This window comes from Shewanella donghaensis (genome assembly GCF_007567505.1).
GTDB lineage: Bacteria > Pseudomonadota > Gammaproteobacteria > Enterobacterales > Shewanellaceae > Shewanella > Shewanella donghaensis.
Genome location: NZ_CP041783.1, coordinates 1,587,721 through 1,609,862, shown reverse-complemented (window position 1 = coordinate 1,609,862; position 22,142 = coordinate 1,587,721). Strand labels below are relative to the sequence as shown.

Below are 22,142 nucleotides of genomic sequence, written 5' to 3'. Positions count from 1 at the left end.
CAGTTAATTTATTGTTGTAAAGGTTTTGAAAGCGCCGCTAGGAGCGCTTCAGATAAATGTGTTTGTTGTTCTTGGTTGAGTTCGCTGCCCGAATCTGTTTGTAAGATAAAGAAATCTTCGGCGCGTTCTCCAATAGTGGTAATTTTAGCTGATAATAATGTGACATTACAGCGATGGAGTACTTCAGCTACAGTGGCTAATAAGCCTGGTGAGTCTAATGCAATTAGCTCCATCATACTTGTATCATGGTTTGCACCTGGTAAGAAACTGACTTGGGTACGAACATTAAAAGGTTTCATGATTCGTGACAGCTTTCTAAATTTAGGCGGTTTGGTTTTTTGTGTGGCTAATGCCTTCCCTAACGCTTTTTTAATCGACTGAATGCGAGAAAGTTGGCTGATTGGTTCGCCATCTTGCTCTAAAATAACGAATGTATCTAATGCGTAGTCGTCAGTTGATGTCATTACGTTAGCGTCATGTACATTAATGTTTTTATTATCTAACACGGTCATTACAGTGGCGAACAGTTTTGGTTTATCTTTCGCGTAAACAAATAATTCAGTACCACCACGGGTGGTGTGCTTTGAAATCAACACTAATGCTTTTTTAGGATCGTGCTTTAACAATGCTTCTGTATGCCAAGAAACTTGGTTAGGTTGATGACGTAAAAAGTAATCGTCTTTGAATCTAAGCCATAAGGTATCAATGCTTTTTTGTTTTAAGCCACGACGTAACAACTCTTTTTGTGCTTTTTGTTTTACTTCTAGCACTCTGTCTGCCACATCGACAGGTTTTTCTTTACCGCGAGCTAACACTCTTTGAGTCGAGAAATATAAGTCTCTGAGCAGTGAACCTTTCCAGTTGTTCCAGGCTTTTTCATTAGTTGCGCAAATATCTGCAACGGTTAAACAATATAAATAACTTAGATGCACCGCGTCTTGTATCTTATCTGCAAAGGCTGCGACGACATCGGGATCTGAAATATCACGGCGCTGTGCTGTCACTGACATGACCAGGTGATTTTCAACCAGCCAAGCGACTAAACGACCGTCATGATCACTGAGTCCGTGAAGCTTGCAAAAATCTAACGCATCTTGTGAGCCTAATTTACTATGATCGCCACCACGCCCTTTAGCAATATCATGAAATAAAGCACCTAGAACAAGTAAGCCTTTTTTAGGCAACTGATTAATTAATATTGCCCCTAATGGGAATTCATCTTTTTGATCTGCTTGGGCAAAGCGATCAATATTTAATAATAATCTGTGGGTGTGTTCATCGACGGTATAAGCATGGAATAAATCAAACTGCATTTGACCTTCTATTTTACGCCAAGCGGGTAAATAAGAAGATAAAATACCGTGTTTATGCATTAAAGATAAGGCTGAAATGCCGCGAGGATGCTTTAAAATATGCATTAAATATTTTCGGCATTCAGGGTTATCTTGCAAAGGTCCCTTTAAAGCTCGCCTTGCTTTACGCAATAAACGCAGTGTTGGAGCGTAAATTCGCTGAATATTAGAATTTTTAGCCACTAATAAAAATAAATTAACAATCTGTTCAGGTTGTTGTTCAAAAAGTTGATTATCTAATACTTCTATAAAGTGACCACGACGTTGGTAGTGTTCATTGATAGGCTGAATAGTTAATGGTATGACTTGATGCAACGTTGCGCGTTTAAATAGTTGCAACAACATTTCATTTAATTCCATTACCCGTCTTACAGTACGGTAATAGCGCTTCATCATTTGTTCTACAGCAAGTTGAGTTCCATCTTCATAACCCATTGCGGTAGCGACTTGTCTTTGCAAGTCAAACAACAGTCTATTTTCATCTCTGCCGGCAATCATGTGCAGTGAAAAACGCAGCTGCCATAGAAAGTCTTGGCACTCTAATAATTCGGTTAATTCAATTTGTTCAAGGAATTCGTAATCAACTAACTCTTTTAAGGATGCAGCGTCAAAGTGCCGCATAGCAACCCATGCGATAGTTTGGATATCACGTAAACCACCAGGGCAGGATTTTAAATTTGGCTCTAAATCAAAAGCGTTAGCTCTGGCATGTCTGTCTTGCTGTTCTTCTTTTTTGGCTAAGAAGAAAGCATCAGAAGGCCAAAACTCATGTTCACGAATCGCGTCATACAATTGATCAAATAAGCTTAAGCTTCCACATAACAACCTTGCTTCAAGAAGGTTTGTTGCTGTGCTGATATCGTTTAAGCCTAATTCTATTGTTTGTTCTATCGTGCGGACACTGTGACCTATCTCTAAGCCTGAGTCCCATAGATAAGTGATCAGTTGACTGATTAATTCTTTAGCTTGAAGACTTTCATCCTCTGACTTGGTCAGAATCAATAGATCGATATCGGAGTGGGGATGAAGTTCTCCACGGCCGTAACCACCAACTGCAATAAGTGCAATCGACTGATTGTTAAAATCAAACGATTGCCAAGCTTGTTGAAGTAAGTCATCAACAAATAGACATCGTTGTTTCACAATTTCAGTTATTGGCTTCTTTTCAGAAAATTGCGCCAATAAGCGCTGGTTTAAATCTACAAGGGTGTTTTTAGCTACCAGCGCAGTGTTCATTGATGTCCTTATTTACCTGATTTTTATACTGTTCTTGGGAAATCTTCTTCACTACGAAGAGTAAGTACTTCTACTCCGGTTTTAGTGACAAGCAGTGTATGTTCCCATTGTGCTGATTTTTTACCATCTGATGTGGTGACTGTCCAGTTATCTTCTTTATTAAGGATAGTGGTATGTCGTCCAGCATTGATCATTGGCTCGATAGTGAAGCACATGCCTTCTTTTAATACTGTCTTGTCATTATTTTTATAATGTACAACTTGTGGCTCTTCATGGAAACCTTCACCGATGCCATGACCACAGTAATCTTGAACGATTGAATACTTGTCTAATCCAGACTTACTGGCTTTAATAAATTTTTCAATAACAGTGCCAATTTCACCCAGTTTAACGCCAGGTTTTACTTTGCGAATGGCTAAATAAAGACTTTCTTGAGCAATGCGAGCTAAACGTTTGTCTTTCGGACTAACATCACCGATTAAAAACATTTTTGATGTATCACCGTGGAACCCATCTTTAATCACTGTGATATCGATATTTAAGACATCACCATCTTTTAATGCATATGCACTAGGAATACCATGACAAACGACTTCATTTACTGAAGTACAAATTGATTTTGGAAACCCGTGGTAATTAAGTGGCGCAGAAATGGCACCGTGTTCCTCGGTATATTTTGCACAAATTTCATTTAATTCGTCAGTGGTTGCACCTACTTTCACATGTGGTGCAATCATTTCTAGTACGTCAGCCGCTAATTTACCCGCAACACGCATTTTTTCGATTTGTTCTGCTGTCTTGATGACTATGCTCATGAATATTCTCTTACCGTTATATCTGTCAAATAAGCGCATTAAAAACGTGGCAAAATTTGTACTTTTTGCCTGAATATGGTATAAAGCGCGCCGTTATGTATAAGTCTTAATGAAATTAAAAATGAATTAAGTGTTAAAGCTTTCTTCACTTACGGCTTCACTAAGAGTAAAATATGGCGGCCATTATACATGTTATAGATGGCAATTTAACTAAATACTAAATCACACACGTATCGACACATTCTTCGGGGTGCTCTTAGTCATATTGACAAGGGTCGAAGGTATGGGATCCGTGGAGGTCTAACCCCCCAAACTAAGGTAAATAAAATGACTACTGTTTCAATGCGCGACATGCTTCAAGCTGGTGTTCACTTCGGTCACCAAACTCGTTACTGGAATCCTAAGATGAAGCCTTTCATCTTTGGTGCACGTAATGGTGTTCATATCATCAACCTTGAGCACACTGTACCAATGTTCAACGAAGCGTTAGCTTTCATCAGCAACGTTGCTTCTAAAAAAGGTAAAATCCTTTTTGTTGGTACTAAGCGCGCTGCTGGCGAAGCTATTAAAGAAGCTGCAATTTCTTGTGACCAGTACTACGTTGATCACCGCTGGTTAGGCGGTATGTTGACTAACTGGAAAACTGTTCGTCAGTCAATCAAACGTCTTAAAGAGCTTGAAAGCCAAGCTGTTGACGGTACTTTCGACAAGCTTACTAAGAAAGAAGCGTTAATGCGTACTCGCGAGCTAGAGAAGTTAGAAAAATCTCTTGGTGGTATCAAAAACATGGGCGGCCTACCTGACGTATTATTCGTTATCGGTGCTGACCACGAGCATATCGCTATTAAAGAAGCTAACAACTTAGGTATCCCAGTTGCTGCTGTTGTTGATACTAACTCAGCTCCAGATGGCGTTAACTACATCGTTCCTGGTAACGATGATGCTATGCGTTCTATCCGTTTGTACACTACTTCTGTTGCTGCAGCTGCTAACTCAGGCCGCGGTCAAGATTTAGCTGTTCAAGCTGAGCAAGACGGTTTCGTAGAAACTGTTTAATAAGGTTGATGGTTAACCATCTCCCTTATTGCCAATAACTGATTGGTGAAACAGGGGCCTTCTGGCCCCTGTTTTATAGAAGAATATTAAACGAATTAAATTTGAGGACTTAACAATGGCAATTACTGCTGCCCAAGTTAAAGAACTTCGTGACCGCACTGGCGCTGGCATGATGGACTGTAAAAAAGCATTGACTGAAACCGACGGTGACATCGAGCTTGCGATTGATAATATGCGTAAGAGCGGTGCTGCAAAAGCTGCTAAAAAAGCGGGTAACATTGCTGCTGAAGGTACTATTCTAATCAAGCAAGGTGAAGGTTTCACTGCGTTATTAGAAGTTAACTGCCAAACAGATTTCGTTGCTAAAGATGGTAACTTCTTAGCATTTGCTAACGAAGTACTAGAAGCTGCTACAGCTTCTAAAGTGTCTATCGAAGACTTAAAAGCACAGTTTGAAGAAACGCGTGTTGCTTTAGTGACTAAAATTGGTGAAAACATCAACGTTCGTCGCGTTGAGTACATCAATGGCGAAACTCAAGCGACTTACCGTCACGGCGACCGTATCGGTGTAGTTGTAACGGGTGAAGCTGACGCTGAAACACTTAAGCACATCGCAATGCACGTTGCTGCTTCTAAGCCTGAATTCGTTCATCCTGAAGATGTTCCTGCTGATCTAGTAGCAAGAGAGCAAAAGCTTCAAATCGAAATCGCTATGAACGAAGGCAAGCCTGCAGAGATTGCTGAGAAAATGGTAGTTGGCCGTATGAAGAAGTTTACTGGTGAGATCTCTCTTACTGGTCAAGCTTACATCATGGAGCCTAAGAAAACTGTTGGTGCTATTCTTAAAGAGAAAGGCGCTTCAGTCTCTAACTTCATTCGTTTAGAAGTTGGTGAAGGTATCCAGAAGAAAGAAGAAGATTTTGCTGCAGAAGTTGCTGCACAAATCGCCGCTACTAAACAAGCGTAATCTTACATCTCTTCATACCCTAAAACCGCAGCAACCGCTGCGGTTTTGTTATAATTAGGAAAAAGTTATGAGCACCAATACAAAACCTGCGTATAGACGCGTTCTTTTAAAATTAAGCGGTGAAGCCTTAATGGGCGAAGAAGGCTTTGGTATTGACCCGAAAGTTCTTGATCGTATGGCTCAAGAAGTCAAAGAACTGGTCGAACTAGGCATTCAAGTTGGGGTTGTAATTGGTGGTGGTAATCTATTTCGTGGTGAAGGTTTAGCTCAAGCAGGTATGAATCGTGTTGTTGGTGACCATATGGGTATGCTTGCGACAGTGATGAATGGTCTTGCGATGCGCGATGCGCTGCACCGTGCCTATGTCAATGCACGTTTAATGTCAGCTATCCCTTTAAAAGGTGTGTGTGATGATTATAACTGGGCTGAGGCAATTAGTTTATTAAAATCAGGTCGAGTTGTTATTTTTGCAGCTGGTACTGGTAATCCATTTTGTACAACTGATTCAGCAGCGTGTTTACGCGGTATCGAAATTGAAGCTGAAGTTGTACTAAAAGGAACAAAAGTGGATGGTGTGTATTCAGCCGATCCAATGAAAGATCCTGAAGCTGTGAAATATGACACGCTTTGTTTCAACGAAGTATTAGAAAATGAATTTAAGGTTATGGATTTAGCGGCATTCACGCTAGCTCGTGACCACAATATGCCTATTTTAGTCTTTAACATGAATAAGCCGGGTGCATTACGCCGTGTTATCATGGGTGAAGCTGAAGGTACGTATATTAGCGCTAAAAAAGAAAGCTAACATCAGACTTAAAAACTCACTTGAACGGATATCGACATGGATTAAACTGTGTGCCATTTTCAAGGTGTCGTTCAAGTAGTAAGCATTTGTGACCAAAAGGATATTTAACGTGATTAATACAATTAAAGAAGATGCTCAAGATCGTATGAGCAAATGTGTTGAAGCTACTAAAAATCAAATGGCTAAAGTCCGTACTGGCCGTGCGCATCCAAGCTTACTTGATTCAATTCAAGTATCTTATTACGGTTCTATGACGCCACTCAAGCAAGTTGCTAACATCGGTATTGAAGATTCTCGCACATTAAACGTAACAGTATTTGATGCGACTATGGTGCAAGCTGTAGAGAAAGCGATCATGAGTTCAGACTTAGGTTTAAACCCGATGACAGCTGGCAGCTCAATGCGTATCCCGTTACCAGCATTGACTGAAGAACGTCGTAAAGATTTCATCAAAGTTGTACGTGGTGAAGCTGAAAACGGTCGTATCGCTGTGCGTAATGTTCGCCGTGACGCGATCACTGAAATCAAGAAACTTGAAAAAGCAAAAGAATGTACTGAAGACGATGTTCGCCGCAGCGAAGATGAAATTCAGAAGTTTACTGATGCTAGTATCAAGAATATTGATGGAATTTTAGCAGTTAAAGAAAAAGAATTGATGGAAGTCTAATTCTCACCCTAGCAAAGCTAGAGTTAAAGCGCCGTGTAAGGTTATACTACACGGCGTTTGTCTATTTGAAAGGGTTGTAATAGATGTCATCCACTGTTGGATTTGAGCCAAAAACTAAAACAGGTGTCGATATAGATTCTTCAGAACAATTGCCTGGGCAATTATCTGAGGTTGTAAAACAGTCGCTACCTAAACATGTCGCAATTATCATGGATGGTAATGGTCGCTGGGCTCAGCAACAAGGTAAACCAAGAGTGTTCGGCCACAAGGCGGGTGTTAAAGCTGTGCGCCGTGCTGTCAGCGTGGCAAGTCAGTTAGACATTGAATCATTAACGTTATTTGCTTTTTCAAGTGAAAACTGGCGTCGACCAGATAAAGAAGTCAGTTTACTGATGGAATTATTTTTCTCTGTTTTACAAAGAGAAATCAAGTTACTGCATAATAATCAAGTTAGACTAAATATCATTGGCGATATCAGCCGCTTTTCTGCTCGTTTACAAAAACAGATCCATGAAGCACAACGAAAAACAGCAGATAATACCGGTTTGGTTCTCAATGTTGCAGCTAACTACGGTGGCCGTTGGGACATCTTGCAGGCGACACAACAGTTAGCTGACAAAGTTGCACAAGGTGAATTAACCTCTGACGAGATAACTGAAGAGACGCTAAATCAACATTTATGTATGCATGAGCAAAATGAAGTTGATTTGATGATAAGAACTGGCGGTGATTACCGCATAAGTAATTTTATTTTATGGCAGGCCGCATATGCAGAGCTCGTCTTTACTGAGACATTGTGGCCAGATTTTAATGAGCAAGCGTTCAGGGATGCACTTGCTATTTTTGCCAGTAGACAACGGCGCTTTGGTTTGACTGGTAGTCAAATTGAAGAAATCCGTGCGATATAAAGAAATTTAAGAGGCTAAGTTTTGTTAAAACAACGAATTATAACGGTATTATGGTTACTTCCTTTAGTGATAGGTGCCATTTTTTTCTTACCTGCTGAGTATTTTGCTTGGGTATTAATCCCTGTCTTTATGATTGGAGCAAAAGAGTGGGGCAGCTTTATAGACCCTGATTGTAAAGTGACACAATGGACATTTACCGCGACTGTCACCGTTATTTTATTAGCGCTTAACATATTTGTTCCGGTCGATTCAATGTGGCTTAAAGGCCAGTTACACCCCATTTTTGTCTCTATTATTGCCATTGGCTCATTCTGGTGGGTCGTGAGTACGATATTGGTCGTCACTTATCCTAAAAGTGCTTCAGCATGGAAAGACAGCCCGATGCTTAAGTCTATGTTTGGGCAATTAACGCTCATTCCGTGTTTTATCGCATTGATCACTCTCAAATCCATGAGCAGTAATGTTGATCCTTACTTTGGTGGCACATTAGTCTTTTTAGTTATGTTAATTGTATGGGCTGCAGATACAGGAGCTTATTTTGCAGGACGTGCATTTGGTAAACGCAAATTAATGCCTAATGTGAGTCCTAATAAAACCCTAGAAGGTTTAGCTGGTGGCTTGTTAGCGACTATGGTTGTGGCATTCGGGGTTATGTATTATTCGCCAGAACAAGAACTTGGTTTAGTTATCGTTGTTACCTTGATTACTGCATTAGCCTCAGCTTTTGGTGATTTATCTGAAAGTATGTTCAAACGTGCGGCTAACATTAAAGATTCTGGAAAGATTCTACCTGGCCATGGCGGAGTGTTGGATCGAATGGACAGCTTAACTGCAGCGTTACCAATATTCGCTCTTATTTATCTCGCATTCTGGATTTAACGCAATGCAAAATATGGTGATTCTTGGTGCTACGGGCTCTATTGGTTCAAGCACCTTAAATGTAATTAGTCATAATTCTGAAGCATATTCAGTTTATGGGCTTGTTGCTAATTCAAGTGTTGAAAAAATGCTGGCATTATGTGTTGAGCATCAGCCTGTCTATGCGCATATGGTTGATGAATCAGCCGCTAAAGCGTTAAAAGCACAATTACCTGCTAGCATCACTACGACAGTAACAACGGGTGAAGAAGCCTTGATAGGGCTCGTAACAGCGTCTGAAGTGGATACTGTTATGGCAGCCATTGTTGGCGCTGCAGGTTTAGTCTCCACCTTTGCAGCGGTTAAAGCGGGCAAAAGGGTATTATTAGCCAATAAAGAAGCTTTAGTGATGTCTGGCGAATTGTTTATGCAGACAACACAACAAAGTGGCGCAACATTGCTGCCTGTTGATAGCGAACATAATGCGATTTTTCAATGTCTACCTACTGAAATACAAGCTAATCTCGGTCATTGTGATTTAACGGCTTCCGGTATTTCGCATATTCTGCTGACAGGTTCAGGTGGTCCGTTTTTAACGTCAGATTTAACTACACTAAATGCAATGACTCCCGCTCAAGCGTGTAATCACCCTAATTGGTCTATGGGACCGAAGATTTCAGTTGATTCAGCCACTATGATGAATAAAGGTTTAGAGTTCATTGAAGCGCGCTGGCTTTTCAATACTCAGCCAGAACAATTAAAAGTGGTTATTCACCCACAAAGTGTTATCCATTCAATGGTCCAATACCGAGATGGCTCTGTCATTGCACAAATGGGTAACCCTGATATGCGTACACCAATTGCGCATTGTATGTCTTTCCCTGAAAGAATTAACGCTGGAGTTGAACCTTTAGACTTTTTCAAAGTCCGAGAATTGAGCTTCTGTGAACCTGACTTCAATCGTTTTCCCTGTTTAGGGCTTGCAATGCAAGCGTGTCAGAATGGACAAGAAGCAACAACAGTACTCAATGCTGCTAATGAAGTTGCTGTAGCAGCCTTTTTATCAGAGCAAATTAAGTTCACAGATGTTGCTAAAGTTAATGAAGCTTGTTTATTAAAAGTACCGCAATCGTCACTTTCAACGATTGAAGATATTTTACAGTTAGATGCACAAGCACGTGCGATTGCACATGAAGCAATAAAATCAATTAACTAGTTCATAGGAGAACAATGTTAGATTTTTTTTGGAACCTAGGGTCATTTATTGTCGCATTAGGTATTTTGATTACAGCACATGAATACGGACATTTTTGGGTGGCACGTCGTTGTGACATCAAAGTAGAACGTTTTTCTATTGGTTTTGGTAAAGCTATTTGGCGAAAAGTCGGGCAAGACGGTACCGAATACGTTGTAGCAATGATCCCGCTTGGCGGGTATGTCAAAATGCTAGATGAGCGAGTAGAGGATGTTCCTGAAGAATTAAAGGATCAGGCATTCAATCGTAAAACGGTTTGGCAAAGAATTGCTGTCGTTTCAGCAGGACCAATCGCAAATTTTTTATTTGCAATCGTCGCACTTTATTTGATGTACATTATCGGTGTGCCGTCATTAAAACCCGTCATAGACACTACTAAGCCAAATACTCCCGCTGCTCAAATTAGTATAGATCAGCCAATGCAAATCTTAGCTGTTTCTGGCCAAAAAGTGAGAAATTGGGAAGAAGTAAATTTAGCTTTAGTAAGTCATATAGGTGGTGACGAAGTTGAAATTACATTAGCACCATTATCTGAAAATATTGCTAATAACTCTGTCGGTAAAACATACAGTATTGATATTCGTCAGTGGAAGTTTGATCCGGATAAAGAATCGCCAATCAGTGCTCTTGGTTTAGGGTTTTATCGACCAGGTATTGAGCCAACAATTGCACTGGTATCGAAAGGTAGTGCTGCTGAAATCGCAGGCTTGAAAGTCGGGGATGAAATTATTGCTATCAATGGTAGCCAATACCATGATTGGAATGAGTTTGTAGATGTGATACAAAAGTCTGCCGACAAAACGGTACAGTTAAAAGTATTACGTGATAATCAACAAATATCTCTTGATGTTACACCACAAGCACAAAAGAATGCTGCTGGTGAAACCATTGGTATTGTTGGCGTTAGTCCTACTCAAATTGATTGGCCTGAAAGTATGCGCTTCCAGCTTGAGTATGGCATAGTAGATTCCTTTACAGCAGCTGCTGATAAAACTTGGCAACTTACCGTTGTCAGTTTTAAGATGATTGGAAAAATATTTACCGGCGATGTGTCGGTGAAAAATCTAAGTGGTCCCATATCAATAGCTCAAGGTGCTGGTACTAGTGCTGACTATGGATTTGTGTACTTTCTTGGGTTTATCGCACTCATCAGTGTGAACTTAGGGATTATTAATTTAATGCCTTTGCCAGTACTTGATGGGGGACACTTGCTGTATTACTTTATCGAAGTGATTACGGGTAAGCCTGTACCAGAGAAGGTACAGGACATAGGATTCAGGTTTGGTGCGGCTATGCTGCTGTTATTGATGAGTGTTGCACTCTTTAATGATTTTTCCAGACTCTGAGCAGGGAACACAAATAATTAGAAGTGCTCTATGAGATTGAATAAACTTTTTGCCTCGATGATTTTAGTCGGCGCGTCATTTTCAGGCAATGGTGTGGCGGATACTTTCCAACCATTTGAAGTGACCGACATCCAGATAGATGGTTTACAGCGAGTTGCACTTGGTGCTGCCTTGTTAAGTTTGCCCGTTAAAGTGGGCGATACTGTAGATCAAGTTAAATTACAGCAAGCGATAAAAAGCTTGTATGCCTCAACTAACTTCGAAACCATCAATGTCAGTCATGATGATGGGATTCTAATTGTTGCCGTAAAAGAGCGTGCAACTATTAGCGCGGTTACTTTTGAAGGTAATAAAGATATCAAAGATGAGCAACTCCAAGAAAGTTTGGATGGCTCAGGCATTAAAATTGGTGAATCACTCGATAGAACCATGTTGTCAGGCATTGAGAAAGGCTTGCAAGATTTCTATTATGGTGTAGGTAAATACGGCGCGAAAGTAGAAGCAGAAGTTATTAATCTGCCTCGTAACCGTGTTGAGCTGAAATTCAATTTCACCGAAGGTTTAGCTGCTGAGATTCGTCAAATCAACGTAGTGGGTAATACCGTTTTTTCAGATTCTGAATTGATAGGATTGCTTGAGCTTAAAGATTACGTTGCATGGTGGGATCTATTTGGTGAACGTCGTTACCAAAAGCAAAAACTTGAAGCCGATTTAGAAACCGTTAAAACTTATTATCATAACCAAGGTTATATTCGCTTTGATGTGACATCAACACAAGTGGCGATGACACCAGATCGCAAAGGTCTGTATATCACCATCAATGTTGATGAAGGTGAAAAGTACAAGGTTAAAGAAGTTAACTTAACTGGCGAGCTTATGGGCCGTGAAAAGTTAATGAAAGCCATTTTGCCGATTAAAGAAGGCGATATGTACAACGGCGGTGATGTGACATTTACCGAAGAAATGTACAGTAAATATCTAGGTCGTTTCGGTTACGCATATCCTGAAGTTAAAACTTATCCTGAAATTGACGATGAAACCAAAACGGTTGCGTTAAATATTAACGTTAATCCTGGTAAGCGTGTTTATGTGCGCTCAATTAACTTTACCGGTAACACGGTCACTAAAGATGAAGTTATGCGTCGTGAACTTCGTCAAATGGAAGGTGCGTGGCTAAACTCAGGCCAAGTTGAATACTCAAAAACACTGCTTAACCGTTTAGGTTACTTTGAAACTGTTGATACCGAAACAGTGCAAGTTCCAGGTAGTGATGATCTCGTTGATATTGCCTTTAATGTTAAAGAGCAACCATCAGGTTCATTCAATGCGGGTGTGGGTTATGGTACTGAATCTGGACTAAGTTTACAGTTTGGTGTGCAGCAAAGTAACTTCCTCGGTACGGGTAACCAAGCCGGCGTCAGTTTGAATACCAATAAATATTCTAAGAATGTTAACCTCTCGTATACTGACCCATATTTTACCAAAGATGGTGTGAGTCTTGGCGGAAGTGTCTATTGGAGTGAGTTTGATGCTAACGAGGCTAACCTCGAACGCTATAAAAATAACTCCTATGGTATTGCGGTAAATTCAGGCTTCCCAATAAACGAAAGTAACCGTTTAAATGGCGGGATTGGTTATCGTCATAACCAAATTTCTGAAATTTCAGCTTACGAACAGGCATTACGCTTTTACAATGTTTACCGTGAGTCCGACGATCCTAATGCTGATTTAGCTTTTGATAACTTCGAAGTTAATGGTGGCTGGTCTCGTAGTACTTTAAACCGAGGTACCTTCCCAACAGATGGTTCATCACAGCGTTTTAGTACTAAAGCGACGATACCTGGTTCAGATTTACAGTATTTTAAAACTGATTTAGACACCAGCTTTTATATACCGTTAACCCGCAATCATAGCTTCGTTTTCCTAACGAGAGCTCGATTAGGTTATGCAAATGGTTATGGTCAGTTTAATGATAATGATCAAATCCTACCGTTCTGGGAAAACTATTACTCTGGCGGTAGTAGCTCATTACGTGGCTTTAAGTCGAATTCTGTAGGTCCTCGTTCGTTCTATTTATACCGTGGTAGCGAACCCTGCTCACCGGATCCTGCTGGTGACAGCTGTTCATTACCGGGTGATCCAAACCGAGTTCAAGTGAGTTCTGGTCGTTCTATTGGTGGTAACGCAATCGCTACCGCAAGTATGGAAATGATCGTTCCTGTGCCTTTCTTGGATGAGGCTTATTCAAATTCAGTACGTACTAGTTTCTTCGTTGATGCTGGTAATGTATGGGATACCGAGTTTGACTATGACTCGTATAGAAATCTTCCAGCCGATGAGTTTGACAAATTGGAAGATTATAGTGATCCGAGCCGGATCCGTGCCTCTTGGGGTATGAGTGTCCAATGGCTATCACCGATGGGACCTATGGTGTTTAGTTTAGCTTGGCCGATTAAAGAGTACGAAGATGATGAAACAGAAATATTTTCGTTCAATATTGGCAAAACGTTCTAAAAAAATATCCTCGGCAAGTTTTGCTGATAATAACAAGGAGTCTATTTTGAAAAAGATGTTAAATCGCACGTTAGTTACACTGGCATTTTTAAGTGCACCTATGATGGCACATGCGGAAAAAATTGCAGTGGTTGATATGGGCGAAGTATTTGAGCAACTGCCACAACGCGAACAAATATCACAGTCTTTAAAGACTGAGTTTGGTGATCGAGTTGCTGACGTACAAAAAATGCAAGAAGAAATGCGTACACTTGTTGAGAAACAGCAACGTGATGGCGCATTAATGAGTGAAAGTCAAAAGACTGATCTTGTACGTACAATGGAATCACTAAAGTCAGATTTCCAACTGAAAGGCAAAGCACTTGATGAAGATATGCGTCGTCGTCAAGGTGAAGAGCAAAATAAATTACTTGTAAAAGTACAGCAAGCAATCGACAAAATCGCAGAGAAAGAGTCTTATGACATCGTTCTTCAGCGTGGTGCTGTAATTTTTGTTAAGCCTGAAGCTGATATCAGCGACAAAGTTGTCCAAGCGTTAAGTAAAGGCAACTAATGAAAACTGTGACTTTAAAAGAGCTTGGTCAGCTGTTGGGGGCATCGATTAAAGGTGACGATACTTTGGTTATTACCAGTGTGGCGACTTTAGAAGATGCGACCTCAGATCAACTTTCTTTTTTAGCCAATAGTAAATATCGCGCACAGCTTGAGAGTTCTCAAGCTGGTGCGGTGTTATTGAGTGAAAAAGATGCTAAAGATTACATTGGTAACGCTTTAGTATTGAAAGACCCTTATGTTGGATTTGCGCGCGTAGCTCAACTTTTAGATACCACTCCTAAAGTGACTACTGGCATTCATCCTTCTGCACAAATAGATCCTTCAGCCCAGCTAGGTGAAAACGTCGCTATAGGCGCTAATGCCGTTATTGATGCTAATGTTATTATTGGTAATAATGTGCAAATTGGCGCAGGTAGCGTTGTTGGTGAGCAATCTATCATTGGCTCTGGTACATGTTTAAAAGCCAATGTGACCTTCTATTATGATGTCGTTGTTGGTCAGGATTGTATTTTTCATTCTGGTTGTATAATTGGTTCTGATGGTTTTGGTTATGCTAACGAACGCGGCAATTGGATTAAAATCCCACAAACGGGTGGTGTTCGTATTGGAGACAATGTTGAAATTGGCGCTAATACTACTATCGACCGTGGCGCTTTATCGCATACCAAGATAGATGACGGCGTTATCATTGATAATCAAGTTCAAATTGCCCACAATTGTGAAATTGGACAGAATACAGCAATAGCTGGAACAACATTTATAGCTGGTAGTACCATTATTGGAAAGTATTGCATTTTTGGCGGCGGATGTGGTGTTTCAGGCCATTTAAAGATTATCGATGGCACCCATGTATCTGGTAGTACCAATATAACCAGCGAAATACGTAAACCAGGTTTGTATTCATCTGCTACAATTGCAATGGAAAATAAAACATGGCGTCGTAACACCGTGCGTTTCCGTCATTTAGATGAATTATTCAGCCGTGTAAAAACGATTGAGAAGAAAATACAAGATTAGAAGTCATGGCATTATTGCCATAGCGAGGACTTAAGCGTGTCAAACCAATTGAATACCATGGATATTGAAGAAATTCTGCAATATCTTCCTCATAGATACCCATTTTTATTAGTTGATCGTGTTCTTGACTATACCGTTGGTGAGTCATTACATGCAATTAAGAACGTAACGTTTAATGAACCTTTTTTTCAAGGTCACTTCCCTGTAAAACCTGTTATGCCAGGTGTTTTAGTTATTGAAGCTATGGCACAAGCTACTGGTCTGCTTGCATTTAAAACCATGAGCCCAGAGCCATCTCCGGATGTTTTATATTTACTGGCAGGTATTGATAAAGCACGTTTTAAGCGTGTGATTTCTCCAGGTGATCAAATTCATTTCCACGTTAAAATGATTAAAGAGCGCCGAGGGATTGGTGTATTTGAAGGCGAAGCATACGTCGATGGAGAACTAGCCTGTTCTGCTGAAATCATGTGTGCACGTAGAGAGATCAACAAGTGATTGATAAGTTAGCATTCGTACATCCAGATGCAAAAATTGGTAACAACGTTACTATTGGCCCTTGGAGCTATATCGGCGCAGATGTTGAGCTAGGTGATGATACTTGGGTTAGTTCACATGTTGTGATTAAAGGCCCAAGTGTTATTGGAAAAGGAAATCGTTTTTTCCAATTCTCATCAGTCGGTGAAGAATGCCAAGATAAGAAATATGCCGGTGAGCCAACTCGTTTGATTATGGGTGATAATAATATTATTCGTGAGAATGTGACCATCCATCGTGGCACCATTCAGGATAATAGTGAAACTCGTATCGGTTCAAATAACCTGCTTATGGCTTATGTGCATATTGCTCATGACTGTGTGTTAGGCGATAACATCATTATGGCAAATAATGCTTCTATTGCTGGACATGTACATGTTGGTGATTGGGTTATTTTAGGTGGCATGACCGGAGTTCATCAGTTTGTACACATTGGCGCGCATGCCTTTGCTGCTGGTTCTTCAACTATTTTCCAGGATGTTCCACCGTTTGTTATGGCGGCCGGTAGCCCAGCTATCCCAAGAGGTCTGAACGTTGAAGGTTTAAAGCGTCGCGATTTCACTAAAGAAACCCAACATGCTATTCGTCGCACTTACAAATCGTTATATCGTAAAAGTTTAACGATTGAAGAAGCGTTGAATGAGATCCGTGATGATGCAAACTCTGATGAATACGTTAAAAATATGGTTGAGTTTATCAATAGCTCATCACGCGGAATCATTCGATAGTTTTGGAAATGACAAATAATACCCCTCGTATTTTTGCTATGGTCGCCGGAGAACTCTCCGGCGATATTCTTGGCGCTGGATTAATTAAATCCTTAAAAACACATTATCCTGATGCTCGTTTTATCGGTATCGGTGGCCCACAAATGGAAGCGCTCGGCTTTGAAAGCTATTTTTCCTATGAAGAATTAGCTGTGATGGGAATCGTTGAAGTCCTTGGTCGACTACCTCGATTACTCAAAGTAAGAGCAAGACTAATTGAAAAAATATGCGTAGCTAACCCTGATTGTTTTATCGGTATAGATGCACCAGATTTTAATATAGGTCTAGAGTTAAAGCTTAAAAATAAAGGCATTAAAACGGTTCATTATGTTAGTCCTTCAGTATGGGCATGGCGTCACAAGCGTATTTTTAAGATAGCTAAAGCCACAGATATGGTGTTATCGCTATTACCATTTGAAAAGGCTTTTTACGATAAATACCAAGTTCCATGTACTTTTGTTGGTCACACACTTGCTGATGACATCCCAATGCACAGCGATAAGTTAGTCGCACGAAAATTACTTGGGTTAGATCCAACGGCTGAATACCTTGCTGTTTTACCCGGTTCTCGCGCGGGTGAGCTCAAACAACTCGCTGAACCATTCATCAAAGCCATCGTCATTGTTAAACAAAAATACCCAGACATTAAATTTGTCACGCCATTAGTCAACCAAGCCCGTAGGGAACAATTTGTTGCCGCGCTTAAAGAGTTTGCACCAGATTTAGAAATTGAGTTGATAGAAGGTCAATCTCGGGAAGTCATGGCCGCATCTGATGTCATTCTATTAGCCTCAGGTACAGCCGCTTTAGAAGCGATGTTAGTTAAACGTCCGACTGTAATGTCATACAGAGTTAATGGACTTACATATAGCATCGCTAAGAGGCTTATGAGCCTTGAACATTACTCATTGCCTAATTTATTAGCTAACCGCGCATTAATCCCTGAAGTTGTGCAAGACGAATGCAATGAGCACAACATTGCAGCAGCCGTTGTTGATCAGTTAAATATCGATTTTGCTCCCTTAAAAGCAGAGTTTGAAAAAATGCATCTAACACTTCGTTGTAATGCGAGTGATCGAGCTGCTGATGCGGTAATTAAAGTTATTAACGACCATCAATCACAAGAGTCAGTTTAATGAGTCTAATTCCTGCTGTTATTAAAGATATCACGCCTAAACAAGTTAAACATATTAGCCGCGGAGTTGTGGCTGGTGTTGATGAAGTAGGCCGTGGGCCATTAGTGGGTGACGTAGTCACCGCTGCGGTAATATTAGATCCAAATAATCCGGTTCTTGGGCTCAATGATTCTAAAAAACTTTCAGAGAAGCGCCGTGAAGCTTTGTTTATTGAAATTATGGATAAAGCTTTAGCCATTAGTGTAGGACGAGCATCACCTGTAGAAATTGATGACCTGAATATATTGCATGCAACCATGTTAGCTATGCAGCGGGCTGTGCACGGTTTACCGATTACACCTGAGCGAGTGTTAGTGGATGGCAATCGCTCACCAGAATTTGGTATAAGCAGTCATGCCATTATCAAAGGTGATGGCTTAGTTGCTGCAATTAGCGCCGCATCAATTATTGCTAAAGTGACTCGCGATCGGGAGATGGCAGAGCTTGATACTCGCTATCCACAATACGGTTTTGCTAAACACAAAGGTTACCCAACCAAAGCCCATTTTGAAGCCTTAGAAGAACATGGTGTACTTGATGAACACCGGAAAAGCTTTAAGCCGGTAATGGCGGCCCTTGTAAAACATCAATAAATATCAACTTATCTATTCGTAAAGTTAGCTAGTTTTTGTCATATCCTCTATTAAGCTCTGTCGCTTTAGGGTCATTTTTTCATTTTTCGAAGCAACAAATTCTGTTTTATTTACCTATTAAAAACCAGGGTAGTTTGTTAATCTGGTTGGCGATTTTTCCTTTTAATAATGCATTCCAAAGATACCATAATCTATGTCAGATCCTCGATTTACCCATCTTCGCGTCCACAGTGATTTTTCCATGTGTGACGGTGTGGCAAAAGTAAAACCCATTATTGCCAAGGCTCAAGAATTGGGCATGGGGGCACTTGGCATAACAGACCAAAATAACTTTTGTGGATTAGTGAAATTCTATGGTGGATGTCATAGTGCAGGCATCAAGCCTATTGTTGGTGCTGATTTTTGGATGAAAGTGCCTGGATTTGATAATGAATTTTGTGCGCTGACGGTTATTGCTCTAGATAATGAAGGCTATCAAAGTCTGACTCAGCTAATAAGTGAAGCCTATTTACGGGGACAAATTAAAGACCGTGTCGTCATTGATCAAGAATGGTTGGTTAAGTTTAATAAAGGTATCTTGATTCTTTCAGGAGCTAAAGATGGCGACGTTGGTAAAGCACTATTAAAGGGTAACGAAACGCAAGTAGAGCAACTTGTTGATTTCTATAAAACGCATTTCGAAAACCGTTACTTCTTAGAACTCATTCGCACGAATCGAAAAGACGAAGAACGTTATCTGCATATGGCCGTTAAGCTTGCTTCTGATAACGAATTGCCAGTTGTAGCAACTAATCAGGTGGTATTTTTAAAAGCAGATGATTTTGATTCCCATGAAATACGGGTGGCAATTCATGATGGTTTTACATTAGCTGATCCTCGAAGACCTAAACTTTACAGTAAAGAACAATACCTGCGTACAGAAGAGGAAATGTGCGAATTATTCGCGGATATTCCTTCAGCTTTAGCTAATAGTGTTGAGATTGCTAAGCGCTGTAATGTCACCATACGTTTAAATGAATACTTCTTACCTAACTTCCCAACAGGTGACTTAACGATTGAGGACTTTCTTGTTGAAGTCTCAGAAAAAGGCTTAGAAGAACGATTAGAATTTTTATTTCCTGATGAAAAGGATCGTTTAGAAAAACGTCCTGAATATGATGAGCGCCTTGAAATTGAACTTAAAGTTATTAACCAAATGGGTTTCCCTGGTTACTTTCTCATCGTAATGGAGTTCATTCAATGGGGTAAAGATAACGACATTCCAGTCGGTCCTGGACGTGGTTCTGGTGCTGGTTCACTTGTGGCATATGCTCTTAAAATTACAGATTTAGACCCATTAGAATATGACTTACTGTTTGAACGCTTTCTAAACCCTGAGCGTGTATCAATGCCCGATTTCGATGTCGATTTCTGTATGGATAGGCGTGATGAAGTTATTGATCATGTCGCTGAATTGTATGGGCGAGATGCGGTATCACAAATTATAACCTTCGGTACTATGGCGGCGAAAGCGGTTGTACGGGATGTGGGCCGAGCTTTAGGCCATCCTTATGGATTTGTTGAACGATTAACTAAAATGATCCCCGCAGAGCCCGGGATGACGTTAACCAAAGCTTTTGAAGTGGAACCTTCATTGCCTGAAGCCTATAACGCTGATGATGATGTTCGTGAACTTATTGATATGTGCCGTCGCCTTGAGGGCGTGACTCGTAACGCCGGTAAGCATGCCGGTGGTGTGGTTATTTCACCGACGGTTATTACTGATTTTGCCCCACTTTACTGTGATGCTGAAGGGTTAAACCCAGTTACTCAGTTTGATAAGAACGATGTTGAAACTGCGGGCTTAGTTAAATTCGATTTCTTGGGCTTGAGAACACTGACGATTATTGATTGGGCGTTGCAAATGATCAATCCTCGCCAATTAAAAGAAGGCAAGGAAGTGGTTCGAATTGAATCCATTCCGTTAGATGATCCTAAATCATTCAGACTATTACAACGTTACGAAACCACAGCGGTATTCCAGTTAGAATCACGCGGTATGAAGGACTTGATCAAACGTCTTCAACCTGACAGTTTCGAAGATATGATTGCACTCGTGGCACTGTTTAGACCGGGCCCATTGCAGTCAGGCATGGTCGATAACTTCATCGAGCGTAAGCATGGTCGAGAAGCGGTATCTTATCCTGATGCTGAATATCAGCATGAATCATTGCAAGAGTTGCTAGAGCCAACCTACGGTATTATCTTGTACCAAGAACAGGTAATGCAAATTGCCCAGGTACTTGCTGGCTATACCTTGGGTGGCGCAGATATGTTGCGTCGTGCCATGGGTAAGAAAAAGCCTGAAGAAATGGCTAAACAACGGGGTACTTTTAAAGAAGGCTCAGTAAATAATGGGGTCGATGGCGACCTGTCGATGAAAATTTTCGATCTGGTTGAAAAATTTGCGGGTTACGGTTTTAACAAATCTCACTCAGCAGCTTACGCTTTAGTTTCATATCAAACCTTATGGTTAAAAACGCATTTCCCTGCAGAGTTTATGGCAGCGGTAATGTCTGCCGACATGGATAATACTGACAAGATTGTCATCTTGGTTGATGAATGTGAACGTATGGGGTTGCCACTTATCCCACCTGATGTGAACAAAGGCTTATTCAAATTTACTGTCGATGAAGACCGTAATATTGTTTACGGTATTGGCGCGATTAAAGGTGTCGGCGATGGCCCAGTTGATTCAATTCTTAAAGCTCGCAAAGATGGACCATTTACCGACTTATTCGATTTCTGTGCTCGTATCGATCTTAAGAAACTCAATAAACGAATCATTGAAAAACTGATCTGTGCCGGAGCATTAGATAACTTAGGTCCTCATCGCGCTGCAATGGTGGCGACATTACCTGAAGCGATACTTGCAGCCGCACAGCATAATAAAGCTGAAGCTATTGGCCAAAATGATATGTTTGGGCTATTGAATTCAGAACCAGAAGACAACAAGCAAAACTTTGTTGAATGTACACCATGGCCAGATAAAGTGTGGCTAGAAGGTGAGCGAGATACCCTAGGGCTATACTTAACGGGTCATCCGATAAATCAATATTTAAAAGAGTTAAGGCAATATACTTCAGGACGCTTAAAAGACGTTCATCCTACAGACCGTGGTAAAACCATGAAGGCTGCTGGGTTAGTTATTGCGACAAGAGTGATGATTACCAAACGTGGGTCTAAAATGGGTTTAGTGACTTTAGATGATAAAAGCTCCCGTTTAGAAGTGATGTTATTTACTGAAGCATTTGAAAAATTTAACCACCTGTTAGAAAAAGATAAAATTCTCATTTGTGAAGGTGAAGTCAGTTTTGATGATTTTGCTGGCGGCAATCGAATGACTGCCCGCAATATCATTGAAATAGGAGAAGCGCGCAGCCATTTTGCCAATGCGGTTGAAATCAATATTGCAGCAGATGACATTAACCAAGCTTGGCTAGAGCAGTTTGAACAGGCATTAACACCTTGGAAAAACGGCAGTGTGCCGGTGATTATCCACTATCAGCAACAAGAAGCTGCAGGGCAACTTCGCTTGGGTGATGAATGGCGAGTTAATCCCACAGATGAATTAATGTTAGCCATTGAAACCTTAGTCGGTTCAAACAACGTAAAAATCGTTTTTAACTGATGACGTCAGTTAACAATTAATGCTGATTTACGTCGAAAGGCATTTTAAT

The 22,142-nt window shown here is 40.6% G+C and carries 18 protein-coding genes; 16 read left to right on the top strand and 2 right to left on the bottom strand.

The genetic code is table 11. The features are described from left to right. Positions 1-8: 8 nt before the first annotated feature. Both glnD and map read right to left on the bottom strand, forming a co-directional pair. Entirely contained in the window at positions 9-2,588 is a 2,580-nt protein-coding gene (gene glnD / locus FPK91_RS06770) for a bifunctional uridylyltransferase/uridylyl-removing protein GlnD (protein ID WP_144209771.1), read from the bottom strand. A gap of 23 nt (positions 2,589-2,611) precedes the next feature. Then, entirely contained in the window at positions 2,612-3,403 is a 792-nt protein-coding gene (gene map / locus FPK91_RS06765; protein WP_144209768.1) for a type I methionyl aminopeptidase, read from the bottom strand. Positions 3,404-3,730: 327 nt separating this feature from the next. Here map and rpsB point away from each other — a divergent pair, with 327 nt between their 5' ends. The 16 genes from rpsB to dnaE all read left to right on the top strand — a co-directional run bounded on the left by rpsB (position 3,731) and on the right by dnaE (position 22,093). Then, entirely contained in the window at positions 3,731-4,459 is a 729-nt protein-coding gene (gene rpsB, locus FPK91_RS06760; RefSeq protein WP_144209764.1) for a 30S ribosomal protein S2, read from the top strand. Between the two features lie 115 nt (positions 4,460-4,574). After that, a complete protein-coding gene (gene tsf / locus FPK91_RS06755; protein ID WP_144209761.1) occupies positions 4,575-5,426 on the top strand; it encodes a translation elongation factor Ts in 852 nt (283 codons plus the stop codon). A gap of 67 nt (positions 5,427-5,493) precedes the next feature. After that, entirely contained in the window at positions 5,494-6,231 is a 738-nt protein-coding gene (gene pyrH / locus FPK91_RS06750; protein WP_144209758.1) for a UMP kinase, read from the top strand. 109 nt (positions 6,232-6,340) lie between these two features. After that, positions 6,341-6,898, top strand: coding sequence for a ribosome recycling factor (frr, locus tag FPK91_RS06745; protein WP_144209756.1), 558 nt, complete (start codon positions 6,341-6,343; stop codon positions 6,896-6,898). An 83-nt stretch (positions 6,899-6,981) separates the two neighbouring features. Further along, the gene (locus FPK91_RS06740) at positions 6,982-7,806 is read left to right on the top strand and encodes an isoprenyl transferase (RefSeq protein ID WP_144209753.1); all 825 of its coding nucleotides are present in this window, start codon (positions 6,982-6,984) and stop codon (positions 7,804-7,806) included. 21 nt (positions 7,807-7,827) lie between these two features. Continuing rightward, entirely contained in the window at positions 7,828-8,685 is an 858-nt protein-coding gene (locus FPK91_RS06735; protein ID WP_144209750.1) for a phosphatidate cytidylyltransferase, read from the top strand. 4 nt (positions 8,686-8,689) lie between these two features. Beyond that, positions 8,690-9,880, top strand: a complete 1,191-nt coding sequence (gene ispC / locus FPK91_RS06730) for a 1-deoxy-D-xylulose-5-phosphate reductoisomerase (RefSeq protein WP_144209747.1) — start codon at positions 8,690-8,692, stop codon at positions 9,878-9,880. A gap of 14 nt (positions 9,881-9,894) precedes the next feature. Continuing rightward, a complete protein-coding gene (gene rseP / locus FPK91_RS06725) occupies positions 9,895-11,265 on the top strand; it encodes a sigma E protease regulator RseP (protein WP_144209744.1) in 1,371 nt (456 codons plus the stop codon). A gap of 30 nt (positions 11,266-11,295) precedes the next feature. Then, on the top strand, positions 11,296-13,779 hold the full coding sequence (gene bamA / locus FPK91_RS06720; protein ID WP_144209741.1) for an outer membrane protein assembly factor BamA: 2,484 nt from the start codon (positions 11,296-11,298) through the stop codon (positions 13,777-13,779). 55 nt (positions 13,780-13,834) lie between these two features. Next, entirely contained in the window at positions 13,835-14,332 is a 498-nt protein-coding gene (locus FPK91_RS06715; protein WP_144214225.1) for an OmpH family outer membrane protein, read from the top strand. Further along, the gene (lpxD, locus tag FPK91_RS06710) at positions 14,332-15,351 is read left to right on the top strand and encodes a UDP-3-O-(3-hydroxymyristoyl)glucosamine N-acyltransferase (protein ID WP_144209738.1); all 1,020 of its coding nucleotides are present in this window, start codon (positions 14,332-14,334) and stop codon (positions 15,349-15,351) included. The genes FPK91_RS06715 and lpxD overlap by 1 nt, the downstream gene beginning before the upstream one ends. A gap of 36 nt (positions 15,352-15,387) precedes the next feature. Then, a complete protein-coding gene (fabZ, locus tag FPK91_RS06705) occupies positions 15,388-15,849 on the top strand; it encodes a 3-hydroxyacyl-ACP dehydratase FabZ (RefSeq protein WP_144209735.1) in 462 nt (153 codons plus the stop codon). Then, positions 15,846-16,616, top strand: coding sequence for an acyl-ACP--UDP-N-acetylglucosamine O-acyltransferase (lpxA, locus tag FPK91_RS06700; protein ID WP_144209732.1), 771 nt, complete (start codon positions 15,846-15,848; stop codon positions 16,614-16,616). The genes fabZ and lpxA overlap by 4 nt, the downstream gene beginning before the upstream one ends. Positions 16,617-16,624: 8 nt before the next feature. Then, complete coding sequence (lpxB, locus tag FPK91_RS06695) at positions 16,625-17,791, top strand: lipid-A-disaccharide synthase (protein WP_144209730.1); 1,167 nt, start codon at positions 16,625-16,627, stop codon at positions 17,789-17,791. Continuing rightward, positions 17,791-18,423 carry a ribonuclease HII gene (gene rnhB, locus FPK91_RS06690; protein ID WP_144209727.1) on the top strand — a complete coding sequence of 211 codons (633 nt, stop codon included), beginning with the start codon at positions 17,791-17,793 and terminating at the stop codon, positions 18,421-18,423. Before lpxB ends, rnhB begins: the two co-directional genes overlap by 1 nt. Before the next feature lie 193 nt (positions 18,424-18,616). Further along, a complete protein-coding gene (dnaE, locus tag FPK91_RS06685) occupies positions 18,617-22,093 on the top strand; it encodes a DNA polymerase III subunit alpha (RefSeq protein WP_144209724.1) in 3,477 nt (1,158 codons plus the stop codon). The last annotated feature ends 49 nt before the right edge of the window (positions 22,094-22,142 follow it).

Bases quoted from the DNA above. Each gene is read 5' to 3' on its own strand.
- pyrH (WP_144209758.1), top strand. From the start codon at position 5,494: ATGAGCACCAATACAAAACCTGCGTATAGACGCGTTCTTTTAAAATTA.
- map (WP_144209768.1), bottom strand. From the start codon at position 3,403: ATGAGCATAGTCATCAAGACAGCAGAACAAATCGAAAAAATGCGTGTT.
- lpxD (WP_144209738.1), top strand. From the start codon at position 14,332: ATGAAAACTGTGACTTTAAAAGAGCTTGGTCAGCTGTTGGGGGCATCG.
- bamA (WP_144209741.1), top strand. From the start codon at position 11,296: ATGAGATTGAATAAACTTTTTGCCTCGATGATTTTAGTCGGCGCGTCA.
- rnhB (WP_144209727.1), top strand. From the start codon at position 17,791: ATGAGTCTAATTCCTGCTGTTATTAAAGATATCACGCCTAAACAAGTT.
- FPK91_RS06740 (WP_144209753.1), top strand. From the start codon at position 6,982: ATGTCATCCACTGTTGGATTTGAGCCAAAAACTAAAACAGGTGTCGAT.
- ispC (WP_144209747.1), top strand. From the start codon at position 8,690: ATGCAAAATATGGTGATTCTTGGTGCTACGGGCTCTATTGGTTCAAGC.
- tsf (WP_144209761.1), top strand. From the start codon at position 4,575: ATGGCAATTACTGCTGCCCAAGTTAAAGAACTTCGTGACCGCACTGGC.
- rseP (WP_144209744.1), top strand. From the start codon at position 9,895: ATGTTAGATTTTTTTTGGAACCTAGGGTCATTTATTGTCGCATTAGGT.
- FPK91_RS06715 (WP_144214225.1), top strand. From the start codon at position 13,835: ATGTTAAATCGCACGTTAGTTACACTGGCATTTTTAAGTGCACCTATG.
- glnD (WP_144209771.1), bottom strand. From the start codon at position 2,588: ATGAACACTGCGCTGGTAGCTAAAAACACCCTTGTAGATTTAAACCAG.
- rpsB (WP_144209764.1), top strand. From the start codon at position 3,731: ATGACTACTGTTTCAATGCGCGACATGCTTCAAGCTGGTGTTCACTTC.
- lpxB (WP_144209730.1), top strand. From the start codon at position 16,625: ATGACAAATAATACCCCTCGTATTTTTGCTATGGTCGCCGGAGAACTC.
- dnaE (WP_144209724.1), top strand. From the start codon at position 18,617: ATGTCAGATCCTCGATTTACCCATCTTCGCGTCCACAGTGATTTTTCC.